The sequence below is a fragment of the Nostoc sp. FACHB-888 genome (genome assembly GCF_014696655.1).
Classification (GTDB): domain Bacteria; phylum Cyanobacteriota; class Cyanobacteriia; order Cyanobacteriales; family Nostocaceae; genus Nostoc.
This window is the reverse complement of sequence record NZ_JACJQM010000103.1, coordinates 1-16,864: the sequence shown is the minus strand read 5'-3', so window position 1 is coordinate 16,864 and position 16,864 is coordinate 1. Positions and strand designations below refer to the sequence as shown.

Annotated in this window: 16 protein-coding genes and 2 pseudogenes; 10 read left to right on the top strand and 8 right to left on the bottom strand. The window is 43.5% G+C overall.

The window, feature by feature from the left end; genetic code table 11:
• The 8 genes and pseudogenes from H6G26_RS31165 to H6G26_RS31130 form a co-directional block, all read left to right on the top strand.
• Positions 1-276 (top strand): GMC oxidoreductase (locus tag H6G26_RS31165; RefSeq protein WP_242053984.1); only part of this gene is annotated, 276 nt, incomplete at its 5' end.
• 193 nt (positions 277-469) lie between these two features.
• A complete protein-coding gene (locus H6G26_RS31160) occupies positions 470-817 on the top strand; it encodes a hypothetical protein (RefSeq protein ID WP_190734447.1) in 348 nt (115 codons plus the stop codon).
• Between the two features lie 144 nt (positions 818-961).
• Positions 962-1,798 carry an alpha/beta hydrolase gene (locus H6G26_RS31155; protein ID WP_190734445.1) on the top strand — a complete coding sequence of 279 codons (837 nt, stop codon included), beginning with the start codon at positions 962-964 and terminating at the stop codon, positions 1,796-1,798.
• A gap of 314 nt (positions 1,799-2,112) precedes the next feature.
• Positions 2,113-2,967 (top strand): alpha/beta hydrolase, encoded by an 855-nt coding sequence (locus H6G26_RS31150; RefSeq protein WP_190734443.1) that lies wholly within the window; start codon positions 2,113-2,115, stop codon positions 2,965-2,967.
• Positions 2,968-3,252: 285 nt separating this feature from the next.
• Positions 3,253-4,686, top strand: a complete 1,434-nt coding sequence (locus H6G26_RS31145; RefSeq protein ID WP_242053983.1) for a mercuric reductase — start codon at positions 3,253-3,255, stop codon at positions 4,684-4,686.
• Between the two features lie 105 nt (positions 4,687-4,791).
• A pseudogene (locus H6G26_RS31140) lies at positions 4,792-5,055 on the top strand (SDR family oxidoreductase); the annotation flags it as partial.
• A gap of 12 nt (positions 5,056-5,067) precedes the next feature.
• Complete coding sequence (locus H6G26_RS43930; protein ID WP_190734451.1) at positions 5,068-5,172, top strand: 3-alpha domain-containing protein; 105 nt, start codon at positions 5,068-5,070, stop codon at positions 5,170-5,172.
• A gap of 76 nt (positions 5,173-5,248) precedes the next feature.
• Positions 5,249-5,740: a cupin domain-containing protein gene (locus tag H6G26_RS31130; protein WP_190734439.1), complete on the top strand. Its 492-nt coding sequence runs from the start codon at positions 5,249-5,251 to the stop codon at positions 5,738-5,740.
• 726 nt (positions 5,741-6,466) lie between these two features.
• On the opposite strand, the gene H6G26_RS31125 is transcribed toward H6G26_RS31130, so the two are convergent.
• The 8 genes from H6G26_RS31125 to H6G26_RS31095 all read right to left on the bottom strand — a co-directional run bounded on the left by H6G26_RS31125 (position 6,467) and on the right by H6G26_RS31095 (position 12,946).
• Complete coding sequence (locus H6G26_RS31125; RefSeq protein ID WP_190734437.1) at positions 6,467-7,282, bottom strand: DUF1838 domain-containing protein; 816 nt, start codon at positions 7,280-7,282, stop codon at positions 6,467-6,469.
• Positions 7,283-7,371: 89 nt separating this feature from the next.
• Entirely contained in the window at positions 7,372-8,031 is a 660-nt protein-coding gene (locus H6G26_RS31120) for a phosphoribosylanthranilate isomerase (RefSeq protein WP_190734435.1), read from the bottom strand.
• A gap of 154 nt (positions 8,032-8,185) precedes the next feature.
• The gene (locus H6G26_RS31115; protein ID WP_190734433.1) at positions 8,186-9,370 is read right to left on the bottom strand and encodes an AbrB family transcriptional regulator; all 1,185 of its coding nucleotides are present in this window, start codon (positions 9,368-9,370) and stop codon (positions 8,186-8,188) included.
• Positions 9,371-9,656: 286 nt separating this feature from the next.
• A complete protein-coding gene (locus H6G26_RS31110) occupies positions 9,657-9,995 on the bottom strand; it encodes a hypothetical protein (RefSeq protein ID WP_190734431.1) in 339 nt (112 codons plus the stop codon).
• A 122-nt stretch (positions 9,996-10,117) separates the two neighbouring features.
• Positions 10,118-10,768: a hypothetical protein gene (locus H6G26_RS43035; RefSeq protein ID WP_347242531.1), complete on the bottom strand. Its 651-nt coding sequence runs from the start codon at positions 10,766-10,768 to the stop codon at positions 10,118-10,120.
• 15 nt (positions 10,769-10,783) lie between these two features.
• Complete coding sequence (locus tag H6G26_RS43030) at positions 10,784-11,473, bottom strand: Rieske 2Fe-2S domain-containing protein (RefSeq protein ID WP_242053981.1); 690 nt, start codon at positions 11,471-11,473, stop codon at positions 10,784-10,786.
• A 630-nt stretch (positions 11,474-12,103) separates the two neighbouring features.
• The gene (locus tag H6G26_RS31100; RefSeq protein ID WP_190734429.1) at positions 12,104-12,469 is read right to left on the bottom strand and encodes a Lin0512 family protein; all 366 of its coding nucleotides are present in this window, start codon (positions 12,467-12,469) and stop codon (positions 12,104-12,106) included.
• 108 nt (positions 12,470-12,577) lie between these two features.
• A complete protein-coding gene (locus tag H6G26_RS31095; protein WP_190734428.1) occupies positions 12,578-12,946 on the bottom strand; it encodes a Crp/Fnr family transcriptional regulator in 369 nt (122 codons plus the stop codon).
• Between the two features lie 383 nt (positions 12,947-13,329).
• Here H6G26_RS31095 and ileS point away from each other — a divergent pair, with 383 nt between their 5' ends.
• Both ileS and H6G26_RS31085 read left to right on the top strand, forming a co-directional pair.
• Positions 13,330-16,206 carry an isoleucine--tRNA ligase gene (ileS, locus tag H6G26_RS31090; RefSeq protein ID WP_190734449.1) on the top strand — a complete coding sequence of 959 codons (2,877 nt, stop codon included), beginning with the start codon at positions 13,330-13,332 and terminating at the stop codon, positions 16,204-16,206.
• Positions 16,207-16,636: 430 nt separating this feature from the next.
• Positions 16,637-16,864: pseudogene (locus H6G26_RS31085) on the top strand (histidine decarboxylase); the annotation flags it as partial.

Here is a 16,864-nt window from a genome sequence, read left to right as displayed (position 1 = left end):
ATCGCTCCTGGTGCCGATAAGCAGAGTGATGCAGCACTCGTTGCTTACGTCCGAGAAGCTTGTGATACGGTGTATCATCCGGTCGGCACTTGCAAAATGGGTACTGACCTAATGGCAGTGGTAGATCCTGAACTCCGGGTACATGGAATTGAGGGGTTGCGTGTCGTAGATGCTTCCATCATGCCAACAATCACCACAGGAAATACAAACGCGCCCACCATTATGATTGCCGAAAAAGCAGCCGATTTAATTAAAGCCGCAGGTTGCCTTTCATAGCAAATACCTTCAGCGATAGCAAAGCGCTGCTGCCTTTGGCAGGACGCAAACTAACTCGATCGCGCGTAGACAAGAGAAAGGCTTCTGACAGCATGGATACGGTATGTCGGCTCAGGGACAGCAAGTTAGAAAGCCCAACAGATTGCAAATCTATTTTCCCTATTTAGCAAAGCCAAACTAAAACTCCTAAATCATGTTCAAACTATCCGTTAAATTGTCTATTGCAATAGTCATTCTTACAACATTAGTCCTGATCGGTTGGCAATCTTTTCAGGCAAAGCCTGTTCTATCTGAAACGCCAAATATACAAGCTCTGAATCAGTCAAGACTTGTTGCAACTGCCCCTACACCCCCCAGCCTTGTCCGTGCTGTATTGGGAGGCAGACCTGTTTATGTGCTGTACGTAACCCGATCCGAAGATAGTGTCTTGGTGCGTTGTTACCCTACCTATGAACCCACAATCACGGTTCGACCAATGGGGGGTGATTCCAATGCCAACGCTCAGAGGGAAGGGATCATGACCTGCCGTCCTTCTGCATAGAAACTATACTGTGCAACCCATCTGAAAAGAAAACATACATCAAGAAATTTTCAGATGCACAACATGATGACGAAATTCTGAGTTCACATAGAGCTTTACTTTCCGCATAAGACAACAAATCGATTCACAAAAAAGGAGACTCTAATGCCTCACGTTACTGTCGGTAAAGAAAACTCTGGAAACATCGATATTTATTACGAAGATTTCGGAGCAGGACAGCCTATTGTGCTAATCCACGGGTTTCCTCTAAGCGGTCATTCCTGGGAAAAGCAGGTGGCGGTTTTACTAGACAAGGGCTATCGGGTCATCACTTACGATCGCAGAGGCTTCGGAAACTCTAGCCAGCCGTCGCTTGGCTATGACTACGACACCTTCGCGGATGATCTCAACACGCTGATCGCAAAACTTGACCTGCATAATACAGTGTTAGTCGGCTTCTCAATGGGGAGTGGCGAAGTGACGCGCTATTTGGGCAAGTACGGTTCGGAGCGCGTCAGTAAAGCCGTGCTAATGGCTCCAGTGCCACCCTTCCTGCTGAAGACAGACGACAATCCCGAAGGGGTCGATCGCAGTGTATTCGACGGAATTATGAAGAGTATCGTAGAAGATCGTCCAGCGTATCTGTCCGCATTTTTTAAAGACTTTTACAACGTGGATGTGCTTCTGGGCGGTCGCATTAGTGAAGATGCCATCCAGATGAGTTGGAATGTTGCAGCAGGAGCTTCTGCTAAGGGGACTCTGGACTGTGTACCGTCTTGGTTGACCGATTTTCGTGACGATTTGCCACGCATTGATGTGCCAACCCTGATCATTCATGGAGATGGCGATCGCATCCTTCCATTTGAGTCTACCGCAAAGAGACTGCCGCAGCTAATTAAAGGCAGTCGTCTTGTGGTTATACCTGGTGGCCCGCACGCTATAAACTGGACTCATGCCGATCAAGTCAATCCTGTGCTGCTGGACTTTCTTGAAGGAAAATAATCAGCATTTCAAAGCCCGCCCAAAATCAATGGTATCTGTTGAGATTAAACGGTGATCTAGACTGTCGTAATCGAATGTAGCCCAAATGAAAGCTGCTCTTGACTCACTCGAATACTTGCAAGCGGTCACGTAAATAGCCACCAGGCTGGACTCAGCAGGCTGCTGTTGTGAACGGAGCATCTGATTTATTCGCAGAGATTATGGCCGATAAGGATGGCCATGTTCGTACAGCTTTTGGACATTCAGAATTGCTCAAAAGACTAGCAGTGAATGAGATATCAAATGGGTTCTATAAACCGACAAGGAGTAATCTTATGACTACATTTCGCACGATCGCGATCGATGGTTTAGATATCTTTTATCGAGAAGCTGGCTCTCGCGAAAATCCAACAATTTTGCTGTTACACGGCTTCCCGACCTCATCTCATATGTTTCGTAATCTGATGTCTGCGCTTGCCGATCGCTTTCATCTGGTTGCACCGGATTATCCAGGTTACGGCAACAGTTCGATGCCAACCGTGGATGAGTTTGACTACACGTTTGATCACCTGGCAGAGATCGTGGAGAAATTTATTACTGCGATCGATCTCAAGAAGTACAGCCTTTACTTGATGGATTATGGCGCTCCGATTGGCTATCGGATTGCAGCTAAATATCCAGAGCGAGTGGAAGCGCTGATTGTGCAAAACGGGAATGCCTACGAGGAAGGCCTCGGCGATTTTTGGGGCGTGTTCAAGGCATACTGGCAAGACCCTTCTCCTGAGAATACTGACAAGCTCAAATACCTTGTCACCCTAGAAGCAACGAAATGGCAATATACCAACGGTGTCCGCAATCTTGAGGCGATCAGCCCGGATACCTGGAACATGGATCAACTCTTCCTTGATCGCCCTGGTAATCAAGATATCCAACTGGCATTGTTTTACAACTACCAGTCCAATTTGCTGCTGTATCCGCAATGGCAAGCCTACTTTCGTCAGTATCAGCCACCCACGCTGGTGGTGTGGGGCAAAAACGACCAGGGCTTTATAGAACAAGGAGCCTATGCCTACAAACGCGACTTGCAGAACCTTGAGTTTCATCTACTCGATACTGGGCACTTTGCTCTGGAAGAAGACGGGGATGCGATCGCAAACTATATGCGTCAATTTCTTACGTCACGGGTTTAGTCGCGTGGGTAGTTCCGCTTATCGCCAAGAAGCCACAGAATTAGCGGGCGATCGCACGTTGGCGTTTTTAAAACAGCATTTAGGGTAGCGGGACTTAAATGCGATTTGACGCACAAACATCTGTCAACTTCAAAAAATGTGAGGTAAAAGGTGACCAAGGTCTTAATTGTTTACGCAACAGATTACGGCAATGAGGTTGCCAACCTGATTGAAGCAGCAGAGCTTCCTGCTGTGGAATAATCCCAATTGCCGAATGAAGTAACGTCAAACGCAAAGGAGATGGAAATGGACACCCAATATTATGACGACATTATTATCGGTGGCGGTAAAGCGGGTAAAACCCTTGCACCTGCACTAGTCGCGGACGGACGCAAAACCGCTCTGGTGGAACGCAGCTTAAACATGATTGGTGGCTCGTGCCCTAATATTGCCTGCATTCCCAGCAAAACGATGGTGGCAAGTGCAGAGGTGGCAAATACTGTGCGAAACAGTGCTGCCTATGGCATCAACACGGCACCGCCCACGGTTGATTTGGCGGCAGTGATTGGGCGGAAACGATCGGTCGTGCAGTCCCTGCGACCAATAAATCTTAACAACTTGCACACCGCATTGGGGGACAATCTGATCATTGGCACTGCTCGCTTTATGGCACCTAAAACAATTGAAGTGGCAACAGGTGAAAGTACTACTCGGTTACTCACCGCAGAACGATTGTTTATCAATACAGGCACGCGACCATTGATTCCATCGATGCAGGGACTCAAAGAAGCTGGGTTTTTGACCAGCGAATCGATCATGGAGCTAGAACAGTTGCCGGAGCATTTGATCGTGCTTGGGAGTGGTTACATTGGGTTGGAGTTTGCTCAAATGTTCCGGCGCTTTGGCTCTCGCGTCACTGTCATTGGGCAGAGTAAGCAAATTCTGTCACAGCACGATCCGGATATTGCGATCGCCGTTCAAACACTTTTAGAACGAGACGGCATTGAATTCTTACTGAAGGCGAAGGTATTAAGGGTCGTTCGCATTGGCGGAGCCTCTCGCAGAGAAGCGTCTCCTTTGGAGAATCGCTCTGGCAATGCAACTAAACTTCTGATTCAAGTTGGCGATCGTGAGGTCAGCCTTGAGGGTTCGCATTTGCTAATAGCCATTGGTCGTGCGCCAAATACCGATACCTTAAATCTAGCTGCTGCTGGTGTGGCAACCGATGCACGCGGATTTATTCCAGTCAACGAGCGCCTGGAGACAAACATACCGAATATCTGGGCGTTAGGCGATATCAATGGTGGGCCGCAATATACCCATGTGGCACTGGACGATTATCGGATTGTCAAAGCGAATCTGATTGATGGCGGCAACCGCAGCATACAAGGTCGCTTGGTTCCATCCTGTCTTTTTATCGACCCAGAACTGGCTCATATAGGTCTGACTGAAACCGAAGCGCAGCAACAAGGGTATGCCATTCGAGTGGCGAAGCTGGATGCAAGAGATATTATGCGAGCGGTAACACAAAGTCAAACCGATGGACTCATGAAAGCGATCGTGGATACCGAGACAGGTCGGATTCTCGGTTGTTCACTCTTGTGCCATGAAGCAGGTGAAGTAATTTCGACAGTGCAAATGGTGATGCAAGCTCAGATGCCCTATACCGTTCTGCGCGATGGAATTTTGACTCATCCCACGATGACTGAAGGATTAAATATGCTGTTTTCAAACGTGTAAGCAGGTAGCAAGCGCAGATACCTCACAATTCTTTACACTAACTCTTTCAGCGCAACCAAAGCCGCTGTGCGTTAGCGTAGCTCGCCGAAGGCATCGTTTGCCCGTAATTGGACACTCGACCTCAAAGAGCGCAAGATTCGTGTTAATGCCATTAGCCCTGGTGTCGTGCCTACTCCTGGCTACAATCTCATGGGACTGAGCGATGAGCAGGTGCAGCAATTTGTCGCAAGTCAGGCTGACACTATCCCTCTTGGGCGGGTGGGTACACCGGACGAAATCGCTAAAGCGGTTGTTTTCCTTGCCTCCGATGACAGCAGCTTTGTTAACGGCATTGAGTTATCTGTCGATGGCGGCATGGCGCAAATTTGAAGTTTCTCAAATATCACTCAAGTTTATCTGCGTGCGGAAAACAATCCAGAGTTACTTTATCGTGCTGCTCAACTTGAAGCTTTACCCAAAAGTTGGCGCGACTATTTCCAGAGATAGGTAGATGGAATTAAATCTAGGGCTTGGTAGACTGAGTTGAAGCACGAAACCCAACTAAAAAAGGAGAGTAGTTGCAGTGACGATTCATCAAAATGGACTTTTTGTTCAACCAGATCAAGGTCGTTCTTATTACTTTGGTCAAGACCTTTATACTTTCAAAGCAATTGGTGAAGAGACAGGAGAAGCCTATGCGCTTTGTGAGGTAATCGTTGCACCTGGTGGCGGTACGCCTCCCCATCGACACAGTAGAGAAAATGAATCATTTTATATTCAAGATGGAGAGATTGAATTCCAGCTTGACGATCGCACCCTTGTTGCAACACCTGGAACCTTCCTCCATTCGCCCAAAGGTCAGCTTCATCGATTTACTAATATGACCTCTTTACCTGCCAAACTGTTAGTTTGGGTGACACCTGCCGGATTTGAGAAATTTATTGCCGAAGTTGGAAAAGCGGTGAATGGTCAAATTACATCTGCCCCACCATTGAGTCCTGAAGACTTAGATAAAATTCTCACCACTTCACCTAAGTACGGCATTGAGATTATTCCTCCCCCTCCTGGACAATGACAACACGAGGCACGAGGACTCATTAACGAAAATTCCCTTAGCTCTAACTTGAGACTTGGTGGAGGCAGGAGGTAGAACGCAGGATGCAGAAATTCTCCATATCTAATTTTGAGTCCTGCGTTTTGTACCTCAATTAAAAAGCAAACTGCTGTAAGTAACCCAACAAAATTAATTACATAACTGATTATTTACTAAGCAAGGATTTCAGACCAGATATTAGAGTTGTTGGGAAATAGGCTAGAAAATGCTCGAAAGCCAAATTCAGTAAGCATTTGAGCATTTTTAGCTAACAATACTTGAAACTTAGGTGGGGTAAACATTTGAGCGATTTTTTGCGTTATTTCCCAACAAGTCTATTGTGTAATTAATTGCGTGCAGCTAATTATTCTCCCGGCAATTCGATATTAGACTTGTTGGGTAATAAGCTCAAAAATCCTTGAAATCTGCTTGTGGCAAGCTTTTTATTGATTTATGACTAAAATTATTGAAACCTAGACTCCCTAAGCCTTTCAGCGATTTTATTCACTATTTCCCGACAACTCTATTGCTTAGAGGTTGTTTGAAAAGTGGTTGGCTGTGATTTTAGGCACTTATTGATCCCCCCTAACCCCCCTTAAAAAGGGGGGAACCGGAATCAGAGTCCCCCTTTTTAAGGGGGATTTAGGGGGATCTAAAACGTTTTGCTACCAAGATGAGGACTTTTCAAACATCCTCTTAGAGGCTAGTTTAAAATTCTTCTGCTTGGGAAAGCGGAAAGATTTCACCAGCCAAGTAAGCTTGAAAGTGTTTTTGGAAATACAGCCAAGAAGTCATGTCTTCCCCATCTATCAATTCTTTTGGGGCTTTCTTATATAGAGGAATACGGTTATTAATTTCGTCTTGCAGCAGTGAAGGCAATTCTGTTAAACCATTAACTTTACTGCCAACAGCACTGTAGATCAGTTGACCGGGGCGATCGCCCATTTTCATCCAAGGAAGCCATTGACCAATCCTATCCCAACTCAGTTTGAGTTGAGAAACTGAGGAGAGGGCTGTGTTGAATAAATCTGCGGTTGGCACAGTTAATTTAAACAATTCCACCGCCTGATAAATTGGATTTGGGCTATATTCGGCAAATTTAGGATCGTCTGCTAAGGGATTGGGGTAATAAGGAAATATATCAAAAACGAAGGTTGTGCTATCACCATCTACTTGTGCGGGAAAATTTCCCTTAAACTTCCCTTGCACTGGATTATTGGCAACGTGGATTACCGGAACTGTCTCCCCTGTCCAAGGATTTTCCCATTTGGACAAAACCTCATCTGTTTGTGGATTCAGGTAGTAAGTTAGCTCCCTAGAAGTAAAATCCCAGCTATCCTCTGCTGTGGGAATACACCTGCTAACACTTAATCCCAGCATTTTAAACAGGAGTTGTTTTTTCTCACCGGGGATAAAAGCGTAAATTTTACCTTTCCAAATCAGGAAAGTGGATTCGCTAGGGTCGAGGGAAGAACGAGTTTTAACCCAGTGCTGCGCTTCAAGTTCTTGGATTTGGGCAACCATTTAAAGCATCCTTAGTATTTGGATAACAAAAGAATAAGCTAATTTGTCATTAGTCATTAATCATTTGTCAAAAACTAATACCCAATGCCTTATTTCAATTGTTGGAAGAATAGTTTGAGCTTATTCTCATCTAATTTGCCATTGGTGCGAACGGCGCTACACAAATCAAGTCCGAAAGGAGCAACTTGTTTGACTGCGATCGCAACATTCTCAGGTTTCAGTCCTCCAGCTAAGAAAATTGGCACGTTTACCTGCTCACGGATTTTGGCGCTCAAGTTCCAGTCGTGTAAGCGTCCTGTGCCGCCCAACTCTTTAATCAGCAGTGATTGATTGCCGGAATCTAGTAGAATTGCATCTAAGTAGGGTGCTACGCTGATTGCTTCGTCAAGGGATTCTTCCGTCATGACGTGAATTACTTGGACAATGGAGATTCCAGGTAAAGCGTCTCGTATATCTTGGTAGCTTCCTGATTCTAGGCGATCGCAGATTTGCACAGTATTTGTCCTACAGCGCCTTACCTGTTGAATAATCTCCTGAACATCAAGGCTTGAAGTAAGTAAAAAAGTAGCGATCGGTGGTGGTACACAAGCTGCAATTTTGGCGATTAATTCTTCAGAGATGACACCTGGGCCACTCGGCATCTGAGAAACCAAACCGAGAGCAGATGCACCGCAACGAATGGCAATCCATGCTTCTTCTATGCTGCTAATACAGCAAATTTTGACTCTTGGGTTTGCTGTTCTTTCCATTCTTTCCTAACTCCGAAAGCTCAGTCTCTTAAAAGTAGTTGACAATAACGGCAACATCTAAAAGTAATGTCAATATTTTATTTTATCTTATTAATGCCCCTTAATCTGAGAAGTATTGGCTGTCCTCTGCTCCCTGCACAATCCCTTTAAATAATTAAACTGGTTCAGAAAGTTGCTCATCCAGACGGCGAAACAAAAACACCCAAAGAGGTAGAGAACTATTAATTGCAATTAGTCGCACTAAATGGCCAGTTGTGACAATTTCAACATTATGATTCAATGCCAGGGAAACCAAGATCATTTCTGCTGATCCTCCTGGTGCTGTAACTAGCAGGCAGGTTAACCAGTCCCAAGAAGTTAATTGCATCGCAAGTATAGCAGCGATCGCTCCTGCTATTAGGGTCATCCCCACAGACATTAAGGCATAGACAATAGTCCGCTTTTTAAAGTTGGGTTTGTCTCCCCAATACTCACCAATAGTAATTCCCAGGAGCATTTGACCCAATAAGTTAATTATTGGCGGCGGACTAAAGCTAAGATCGCCTACAAAAGGTAGCCAATGTAGCAAAGGATTAAACCCGATACCAATCAACAATGCACCAAAGAAATCGCCAGCCGGAATTTTAAATAATATAGCTGGATAAACTACTAATCCAGTGATTAGCAGTACTAATAAGAGTAATTCTAGTTGAGATGGATCGAAATTGAGCCAAGCAGCGTTAATTGGGAGTGTTTGCGGATAGTAATTACCAGCTGATGTCCTAGCGATGAAGGGAATTAGAACAACTACAGAGGTGACGCGAATCGCCTGAACTAAAGCAACCAAACTCACATTTTTATTGTAATCGGCAGCGATCGCTGCCATAATTCCTACACCACCAGGAACTGTAGCCAGCATTGCTGTTAATAGGTTTATTTTGCTAAGGCGCGAGTAAATATAACCAATACAGCTTCCACTTAGCAGCAGAAACAAGGTAAGAAAAATAAATATGGGAATACCAGAAGCAATATTACCTAGATTACCGTGAGTATTTGAAGCGCCTACAGTTAAGCCTACAAGTGCCATTCCCACTTTTCTAGCAGTGCGGTTAGGTTGGGGGGAATATTGATAAAAAATTCGACACCCTTGAAGAACCAGTGTACCAGCAGCAATCCCGCCAAATATCCAGGCAATTCTACCAATTTGGAACTTTGTCAGGAGTAAACCCAGAGGTAATGCTAGAAGCATTTCCAAAAGAAGGACAATTAGTTGCTTCGTAAATAGCTGTTGTTTGGTAACAACAGGATTTTCGTGAGTGTGTTCTTCCAGGCTGGGAGCAACGCTTAGGCTTTGATTCATCTATACAAGCTTTTTTATTAATTTAACTTATGTGCTCAAGCTAGTGCGATCGCCTACGGTGGGCGCTTGTGCCATAGCACAAGATAAGTACTATCAGCAGGCGCGTAAATAAAGCAACCATTGAAAATCCCTAAAGAGCTTATTTCATAATACTTTTGACTTGCGGTACTAGGTTTAAATTTACCGTGTGTTGCCTTCAAACAAGAATGCCTATAGAGAGAGGATAGGGGCACAATGATCATTGTGCCCCTACAAATAATTTATTTCCTTTGAATGATTCAGCCGTTTAATCTTCGTCAAGGGCTGGGAAAGCTTCTTCAAGCTGCCACAACCTATCTTTATTTTCAACAAACCAGATACGAGTTTCTGGAGTTAATTTACTCCAAATGGCTTCAACAGGGATGTGAGGAGATGCATATTGGTACTGCTGACCAAGTGATTTGAGATTGTCAGCGACATCACCGGGAATTCCGAATTGTTCCCAGTCAACTGTGATATTTCTTCCCGAAACTCCTGCTGTGGGGTCGAAAATCAATTGTGCTGATCTGACTAAATCAGCAAAGTGTTTCGGTTTTAGTTTGGTGATCTCCTGAATTTGGAGTGATTCGTTATGCTCTTGAGACATTATCGCCGCAGTGGTAAAGATTAGTGGTGTTTGAACTTACTGCCAGAGATTTTGATCCCAATATTTTTACTTTAGCGCAAAGCCACTAACTTGATCATGATTAAAGATTATCAGTCTTTATTTTAGTGACGAGTGTAGGAACGCTCAAAGTGAGTTTTGAGTGTTTGAGCCATAGCAGACATTGCAACTGCTGCTATAGAAAGCGATATTGCACCTATTCTGATTCTAAAATCATCTGTAAGTATGGCTACAGCAGCTAGAGCTATCGCTACCCCTATACAGCTTTGTTTGACCGTATTTGTAACTTGATAAGCTCGATTGCAGGAACTACAAATAAGCGTATGTTGCGAGAATCGGTCTAACGTGATCAACTTTTGATCAGACTCGCTACTACCGACGTTTTTTGAGGTGGAATAACCTTGATAAAACGGCAAGGATGACCCAAATTTATCTAGCCACTTACGATACTCAACCACCAAAGTATCAGATGTTTTGAGTGGTAAATACACTTCTTTGAGATTTTGTCCCAAACGCTCAATTTGTGCCTTTTGTTCAACTACTAATTGCAAATCACCTTCTAAGATTTTGTTTCGTATCAAGATGTGATCTAACCAAGGAGGCATCAGCTTGATTTTTTTGGGAAACGAGTTACTATAATTTCTGATGAGAATCCGACATCTATTCTTACCTAGCGGAATTGAATATAAGGCTGTGCCTCCAAACTTACCTTGCTGTTCATTACCAAATTTGTAGAGAATCAAATTAGGAGCAATGAAGTCTAATGAAATCTAAGGCGTATTGGGTGTGCGTGTTCGCCTCCACCTTCCCTTAATTCCCTGAATATTGCTCTCAATGACTTCTAGTTCCAGCGCTTGGGCATCTTTTCGACTTCCCATGATGCCATCATGGCTGATTGGAACATGAGCTGGGTCAATAATGTTTTCAATAAAATAGCTTTGGTCGTAAGGTAGGTCACGTATATAATCTAAGTTGAAGCATTCCGGCTTGTCCCAATCTGGTAGAGATGGAATTAGCTCATCAATAGCCGTTTCGGCTTCTCCTGGCCACATCCAAATGATACCTTTAAGTTCCAAGACCTTAAAGGATGATACACAAGCATTTACCGGAATTTTAGCATTGGTTGGTAACTGGGGAATGTGCAGACATTGACCATTATTGCCAAACTGCCAACCGTGGTATGAGCATTCTATTTTACCGTCAATAATTTGTCCATCAGAAAGCCTAGCTGCACGGTGGGGACAACGATCTGTTAAACAGATAAGCTGTCCATTTTGGTCTTTGAACAAAACGAAGGGTTCATCGTATAACGAAAAGCTATGAGGACGATTTGTGGGCAGGTCTTGGAGAAAACAGACAGCATACCAAGATTGTCTCCAGTTAAATTCTTGCTTCTCCTCAAGTGTCTCAAAGGTAGAAGTTGGTGGTGTTGCCTGTAGTGTCTCTGTTTCTAATGACATAGTTTTTTCCAGGTTTCTATAATTTTAGACCTTTGGATTAGCAAATTTTTAGTCCTAGAGATAGAACATTTCTAGGGTGAAACTTCAAAAATTAACAATAAGAAAGCAAACTGGGGTTTGAGTAAGTCAAAGTTCATTTTGCTTACGAAAAAAACCAAAATGAGAAAGCAAACTGGGGTTTGAGTAAGTAAAAGCTGCTTTTGCTTGCGGAAAACACTGAAATGAGAAAGCAAACTGGGGTTTGAGAAAGCAAACACAGCTTTTGAGTAAGTCAAAGTTCATTTTGCTTGCGGAAAACACCAAAATGAGAAAGCAAACTGGGGTTTGAATAAGTAAAAGCTGCTTTTGCTTGCGGAAAACACTAAAATGAGAAAGCAAACTGGGGTTTGAGTAAGTCAAACCTCATTTTGAGAAAGCAATTTAAGTATTTTGATAAATTAAACAGGTATTTTTATAAAGTAATGAGGCTTTTTGATCAAGTAATCGGCAAATATACTTAACGATTAAAAATTGCGCCTGCACAAATGGAGTCCTACTGGAAATTGCTGTATGTCAGTTAATTTTCAACGAGCGCGCGATTTACTCTATAACTTTCAATTTAGTGATTTGTTTATAGAGGAATTACATCAGCTACTCATCTTCGATCAGAACTGTTACAGCAGCGATCGCAATCAACATTTCATCATTTTTATCATTGAGTTCCGGAATCGCCCGCCCTTGAACTACCATTCCCCCAGATTCTACGGTGAGGGTTTTTCGACCAAATGGTAATACAGCTAGTACCTCTTCTTCTCTAACTTGTTCGGGGTATGGAACTGCTACTTGAACTTCTATAATCATTTCATTGGGGTGACTTAAACCTGCAACTTCCCAAACCCCAGGTAAAGCATTGTGAGCGATCGCATTCCGTACTGCCCTAGCTGCTGCTACTGTGGGTTCTTGTCCATGCTGGTCTATTCCCATTCCCATCTCAATAATCAACCGTTTACGTACCATTGCTAGCTCCGGTATAATATTGCATCTTTCACCACAAAAGCAGCTATGCTGAAGGCAGGAGGCTCACTTGCAATACTAGCCATACATCCCCCCTGCCCCCTGCCTCCTTCACACCATATGCTGCACTCGACTCAAACGCTCTGAGTAACTTTTCATCACCTTCAAGGCAAACATGGGAGTTTCTTGAACAGCAAAGAGAAATTTTTTCTCATCAAGAAAACCCAGTTTGGTATCCACCTTGGCAATAGCTGTGTAAGTTCTATTTTTTACTCCTACAAGTACCCCGACACCAAAAACTTCGCCCGTATCAATGGTTTCTACAACCTTGCCATTGACTAATATATCCACTGTTCCTTCCAGAATCCCGTACATATGATCGCCAGACTGTCCTTCTTCAAAGATGACTTCGCCTGCTGAAAATGCTTGAGGGTCGGGTTGTTTTTGAAAGATACTGACTGTTACTACAGGACTTAGCATTTAGAGCAACCCCAAAATTCTTGGTTTTTAGACGAAACTTTTAGATAGCTTTACGCGAACCCACAAAAGTATACTACTTTCTGTTGATTAACTCTCAACCTCCGCAAAATTTCTGATTAGTCCCCTAATCGCCTAGAAACCTCTAAGAAGGTTTTACTACGTAAAACGTCCCTCTCCGAGTCGGAGAGGGAGAGACTAGAGTGAAAATTCAACTTTTTACTTTCCTCTTTGCTATGCCTAACGGCAGGCTTACGCCAACGCAGAGGAGCTGGGGGAGAGGTCAAATAATACTTATCAAACTCACGTTCAAATAGCAAATTTTGGTTTTCATGTCATCTTCTATAATTAATAAAACCTGCACACCTAATTCTAGGCATGAGACTGTGACCGAATCAGGAAGTTACAAAGATACTGTAAACCTACCCAAGACTAATTTTGATATGCGGGCAAACGCCATCAAGCGTGAGCCTGAAATCCAAAAATTTTGGGAAGAAAATAAAATTTACGATCGCCTGTTTGAAAATAACCCCGGCGAATTATTTATACTGCACGATGGGCCTCCCTACGCTAATGGCTCACTCCATATTGGTCATGCCTTAAATAAAATTCTCAAAGATATTATTAATCGCTACCAAATCCTAAAAGGGCGTAAAGTTCGCTACGTTCCCGGCTGGGATTGTCACGGTTTGCCAATTGAGTTGAAAGTTTTGCAGAACATGAAGTCAGCAGAACGGCAAAATTTAACGCCTTTACAACTGCGGCAGAAAGCGGAAGAATTTGCCCTAGCTACGGTAGATAATCAGCGCCAAAATTTTAAACGCTACGGTATTTGGGGTGATTGGGATAACCCTTATCTAACTCTAAAGCCGACTTATGAAGCGGCTCAAATTGGCGTGTTTGGTCAGATGTTCTTAAAAGGCTACATCTATCGCGGTTTGAAGCCTGTTCACTGGAGTCCAAGTTCTAAAACCGCTTTAGCTGAAGCCGAGTTGGAATATCCTGAAGGTCACGTTTCCCGCAGTATCTATGCAGCTTTTGCAATCACAAGTTTGGCGGAAGCTGTAAAACCACTGTTGGCGGAATATCAGCCTGATTTGGGTGTAGCTATCTGGACAACTACACCTTGGACTATTCCAGGGAATTTGGCAGTGGCGGTGAATGCAGATTTGAACTATACAGTAGTGGAAGTTTCCCACTCAGAGGCGCAAAGTAATTTCAAATATCTCATTGTTGCTGCTGATTTAGTCGAACGTTTATCTTCAACCCTGGGAGTTGAGTTAACTGTCAAAGCCACCTTTAAGGGGAATGATTTGGAACATACTACTTACCGTCATCCCCTATTTGACCGCGAAAGCCCGATTGTTGTTGGCGGTGATTACATCACAACTGAGTCGGGTACTGGGTTAGTACATACTGCACCCGGTCATGGTCAAGAAGACTACATAGTTGGTCAACGTTACGGTTTACCTATCCTTGCACCAGTGGATGACAACGGCAATTTTACCCAAGAGGCGGGAGAATTTGCGGGGTTGAATGTGCTGGGTGATGGTAATCAAGCGGTGATTGATGCCTTAAATGCGGCTGGTTCCTTATTGAAAGAAGAACCATACCCGCACAAGTATCCTTATGATTGGCGCACGAAGAAGCCGACAATTTTCCGCGCGACTGAGCAATGGTTTGCTTCTGTGGAAGGATTTAGAGAAGAAGCACTAAAAGCGATCGCCACGGTAAAATGGATTCCAGCCCAAGGTGAGAATCGCATCACGCCAATGGTGGCGGAACGTTCCGATTGGTGCATCTCTCGTCAGCGCAGTTGGGGTGTACCCATTCCCGTTTTCTACGACGAAGCTACGGGAGAACCACTGCTGAACGAAGAAGTTATCAACCACGCTCAAGCAATTATCGCTGAAAAAGGTTCTGATGCTTGGTGGGAATTGCCTGTTGAGGAGTTATTACCAGAATCCTATCGTAATAATGGACGGTCTTACCGCAGAGGTACAGACACAATGGATGTATGGTTTGATTCTGGCTCATCTTGGGCATCTGTAGTCCAACAGCGTCCAGAGTTACGCTACCCTGCTGATATATATTTGGAAGGTTCCGACCAACATCGCGGGTGGTTTCAGTCAAGCTTGCTCACCAGTGTAGCTGTGAATGACATTCCACCCTACAAAACTGTGCTAACTCACGGCTTCGCTTTAGACGAACAAGGCCGGAAGATGAGCAAGTCAGAAGGAAATGTGATTGACCCAAATACAATCATTGAAGGTGGAAAAAATCAAAAAGTAGAACCGGCTTATGGTGCAGATGTCTTGAGATTGTGGGTATCATCGGTAGATTACTCCGGCGATGTCCGCATTGGTAAAAATATCATCAAGCAGATGAATGATGTTAGAGGCAAAATTCGCAATACGGCGCGGTTTTTGCTGGGTAGCTTGGATGATTTTGACCCGGAAAAAGATACAGTTCCCTTCGAGGAATTGCCAGAACTTGACCGTTATATGCTGCACCGCATCAGCGAAGTGTTTGAGGAAGTAACCGAAGCTTTTGAGAGTTTCCAATTCTTCCGCTTTTTCCAAACTGTGCAGAATTTCTGCGTGGTGGATTTATCCAACTTTTATTTAGATATTGCCAAAGATAGGTTATACATCAGTGCAACCGATGCTTTCCGCCGTCGCAGTTGTCAAACAGTGCTGAAGATAGCAATAGACAATTTAGCACGAGCGATCGCACCAGTGTTATCCCACACCGCCGAAGATATCTGGCAATATCTCCCCTACAAAACACCTTACAAATCGGTGTTTGAAGCAGGTTGGGTGCAGATTGAGGAAAAATGGCGTAATCCAGAGTTAGCGGAATTTTGGTCAGCGCTGCGACAACTCCGCACAGATGTTAATAAGGTGTTAGAACAAGCCAGGATTGAAAAAATGATTGGTTCTTCCCTGGAAGCGAAAGCTTTGATTCATATACCTCACAAACAATTAGGCGATGCTATCAAAGCCTTTAACCCGGTTAAGGGGAACGGGATTGACGAACTGCGGTATCTATTATTGACTTCCCAAGTGGAATTATTAGATTCTGCTCAAGGGTTGCAAGGATTAAAATATACAGCGCAGACGGAAGACTGGGGAATTGGGGTAGTGAAAGCAGACGGGGAAAAGTGCGATCGCTGTTGGAACTACTCTACTCATGTGGGAGAATCAGCAGAACATCCCTTAATTTGCGAACGGTGTGTTGCAGCTTTAGCCGGAGAGTTTTAAGTATACGTGAGTTTAACAAACCTCTACCTGCCTTGAATTAAAGTTCAAGCCTATCCCTCTCCGAGTCGGAGAGGGATAGTTTTGCATAGTAAAACTTCTTAGTGATCTTTTCATTCAGCTAATTTTTAGATAGACACTACATCATCCGTGGAATTCACGTTAAATCAGCTTGCCGTCACCGCCTGAAATAGATATTTTGCGTATTACACATTATGGTTATTTTGTACAGTGCGTAATCTCTATGGATAATATACTTTTGAGCAAAAAATAAGTGTTTTTACTGAAGATTCATAAGTATTCTCACTGTATTCTTTTTAAGTATAGAAACGGATTATAAAATTATTAATAAAACATTAAGTATGGATTAATACGTAAAATTTAGACTAAAACATCCATTAACTCAATCAAAATTCAAGAGATACAGAGAGATATGTCAAGTAAAGTTGTGAAAGAGTTGGCAGATTTTTTGGTACAAATAGAACAGCGATCGCAGTTTCATGCAGGGTATCCATATAATTTAAATTGTGATTACAGCTTGATAGCCAAATTTTTCGATTATCTATTAAATAATGCTGGAGATCCATATATAGAGCCAGATTTTGGTCTTCATTCTCGTAAGTTTGAGCAAGAAGTTTTATCTTTTTTTGCTCACCTTTAT

Excerpts from the sequence above, each read along its gene's own strand:
- H6G26_RS31160 (WP_190734447.1), top strand. The coding sequence starts at position 470 with ATGTTCAAACTATCCGTTAAATTGTCTATTGCAATAGTCATTCTTACA.
- H6G26_RS31155 (WP_190734445.1), top strand. The coding sequence starts at position 962 with ATGCCTCACGTTACTGTCGGTAAAGAAAACTCTGGAAACATCGATATT.
- H6G26_RS31150 (WP_190734443.1), top strand. The coding sequence starts at position 2,113 with ATGACTACATTTCGCACGATCGCGATCGATGGTTTAGATATCTTTTAT.
- H6G26_RS31145 (WP_242053983.1), top strand. The coding sequence starts at position 3,253 with ATGGACACCCAATATTATGACGACATTATTATCGGTGGCGGTAAAGCG.
- H6G26_RS31125 (WP_190734437.1), bottom strand. The coding sequence starts at position 7,282 with ATGGTTGCCCAAATCCAAGAACTTGAAGCGCAGCACTGGGTTAAAACT.
- H6G26_RS31120 (WP_190734435.1), bottom strand. The coding sequence starts at position 8,031 with ATGGAAAGAACAGCAAACCCAAGAGTCAAAATTTGCTGTATTAGCAGC.
- H6G26_RS31115 (WP_190734433.1), bottom strand. The coding sequence starts at position 9,370 with ATGAATCAAAGCCTAAGCGTTGCTCCCAGCCTGGAAGAACACACTCAC.
- H6G26_RS31110 (WP_190734431.1), bottom strand. The coding sequence starts at position 9,995 with ATGTCTCAAGAGCATAACGAATCACTCCAAATTCAGGAGATCACCAAA.
- H6G26_RS43030 (WP_242053981.1), bottom strand. The coding sequence starts at position 11,473 with ATGTCATTAGAAACAGAGACACTACAGGCAACACCACCAACTTCTACC.
- H6G26_RS31100 (WP_190734429.1), bottom strand. The coding sequence starts at position 12,469 with ATGGTACGTAAACGGTTGATTATTGAGATGGGAATGGGAATAGACCAG.
- H6G26_RS31095 (WP_190734428.1), bottom strand. The coding sequence starts at position 12,946 with ATGCTAAGTCCTGTAGTAACAGTCAGTATCTTTCAAAAACAACCCGAC.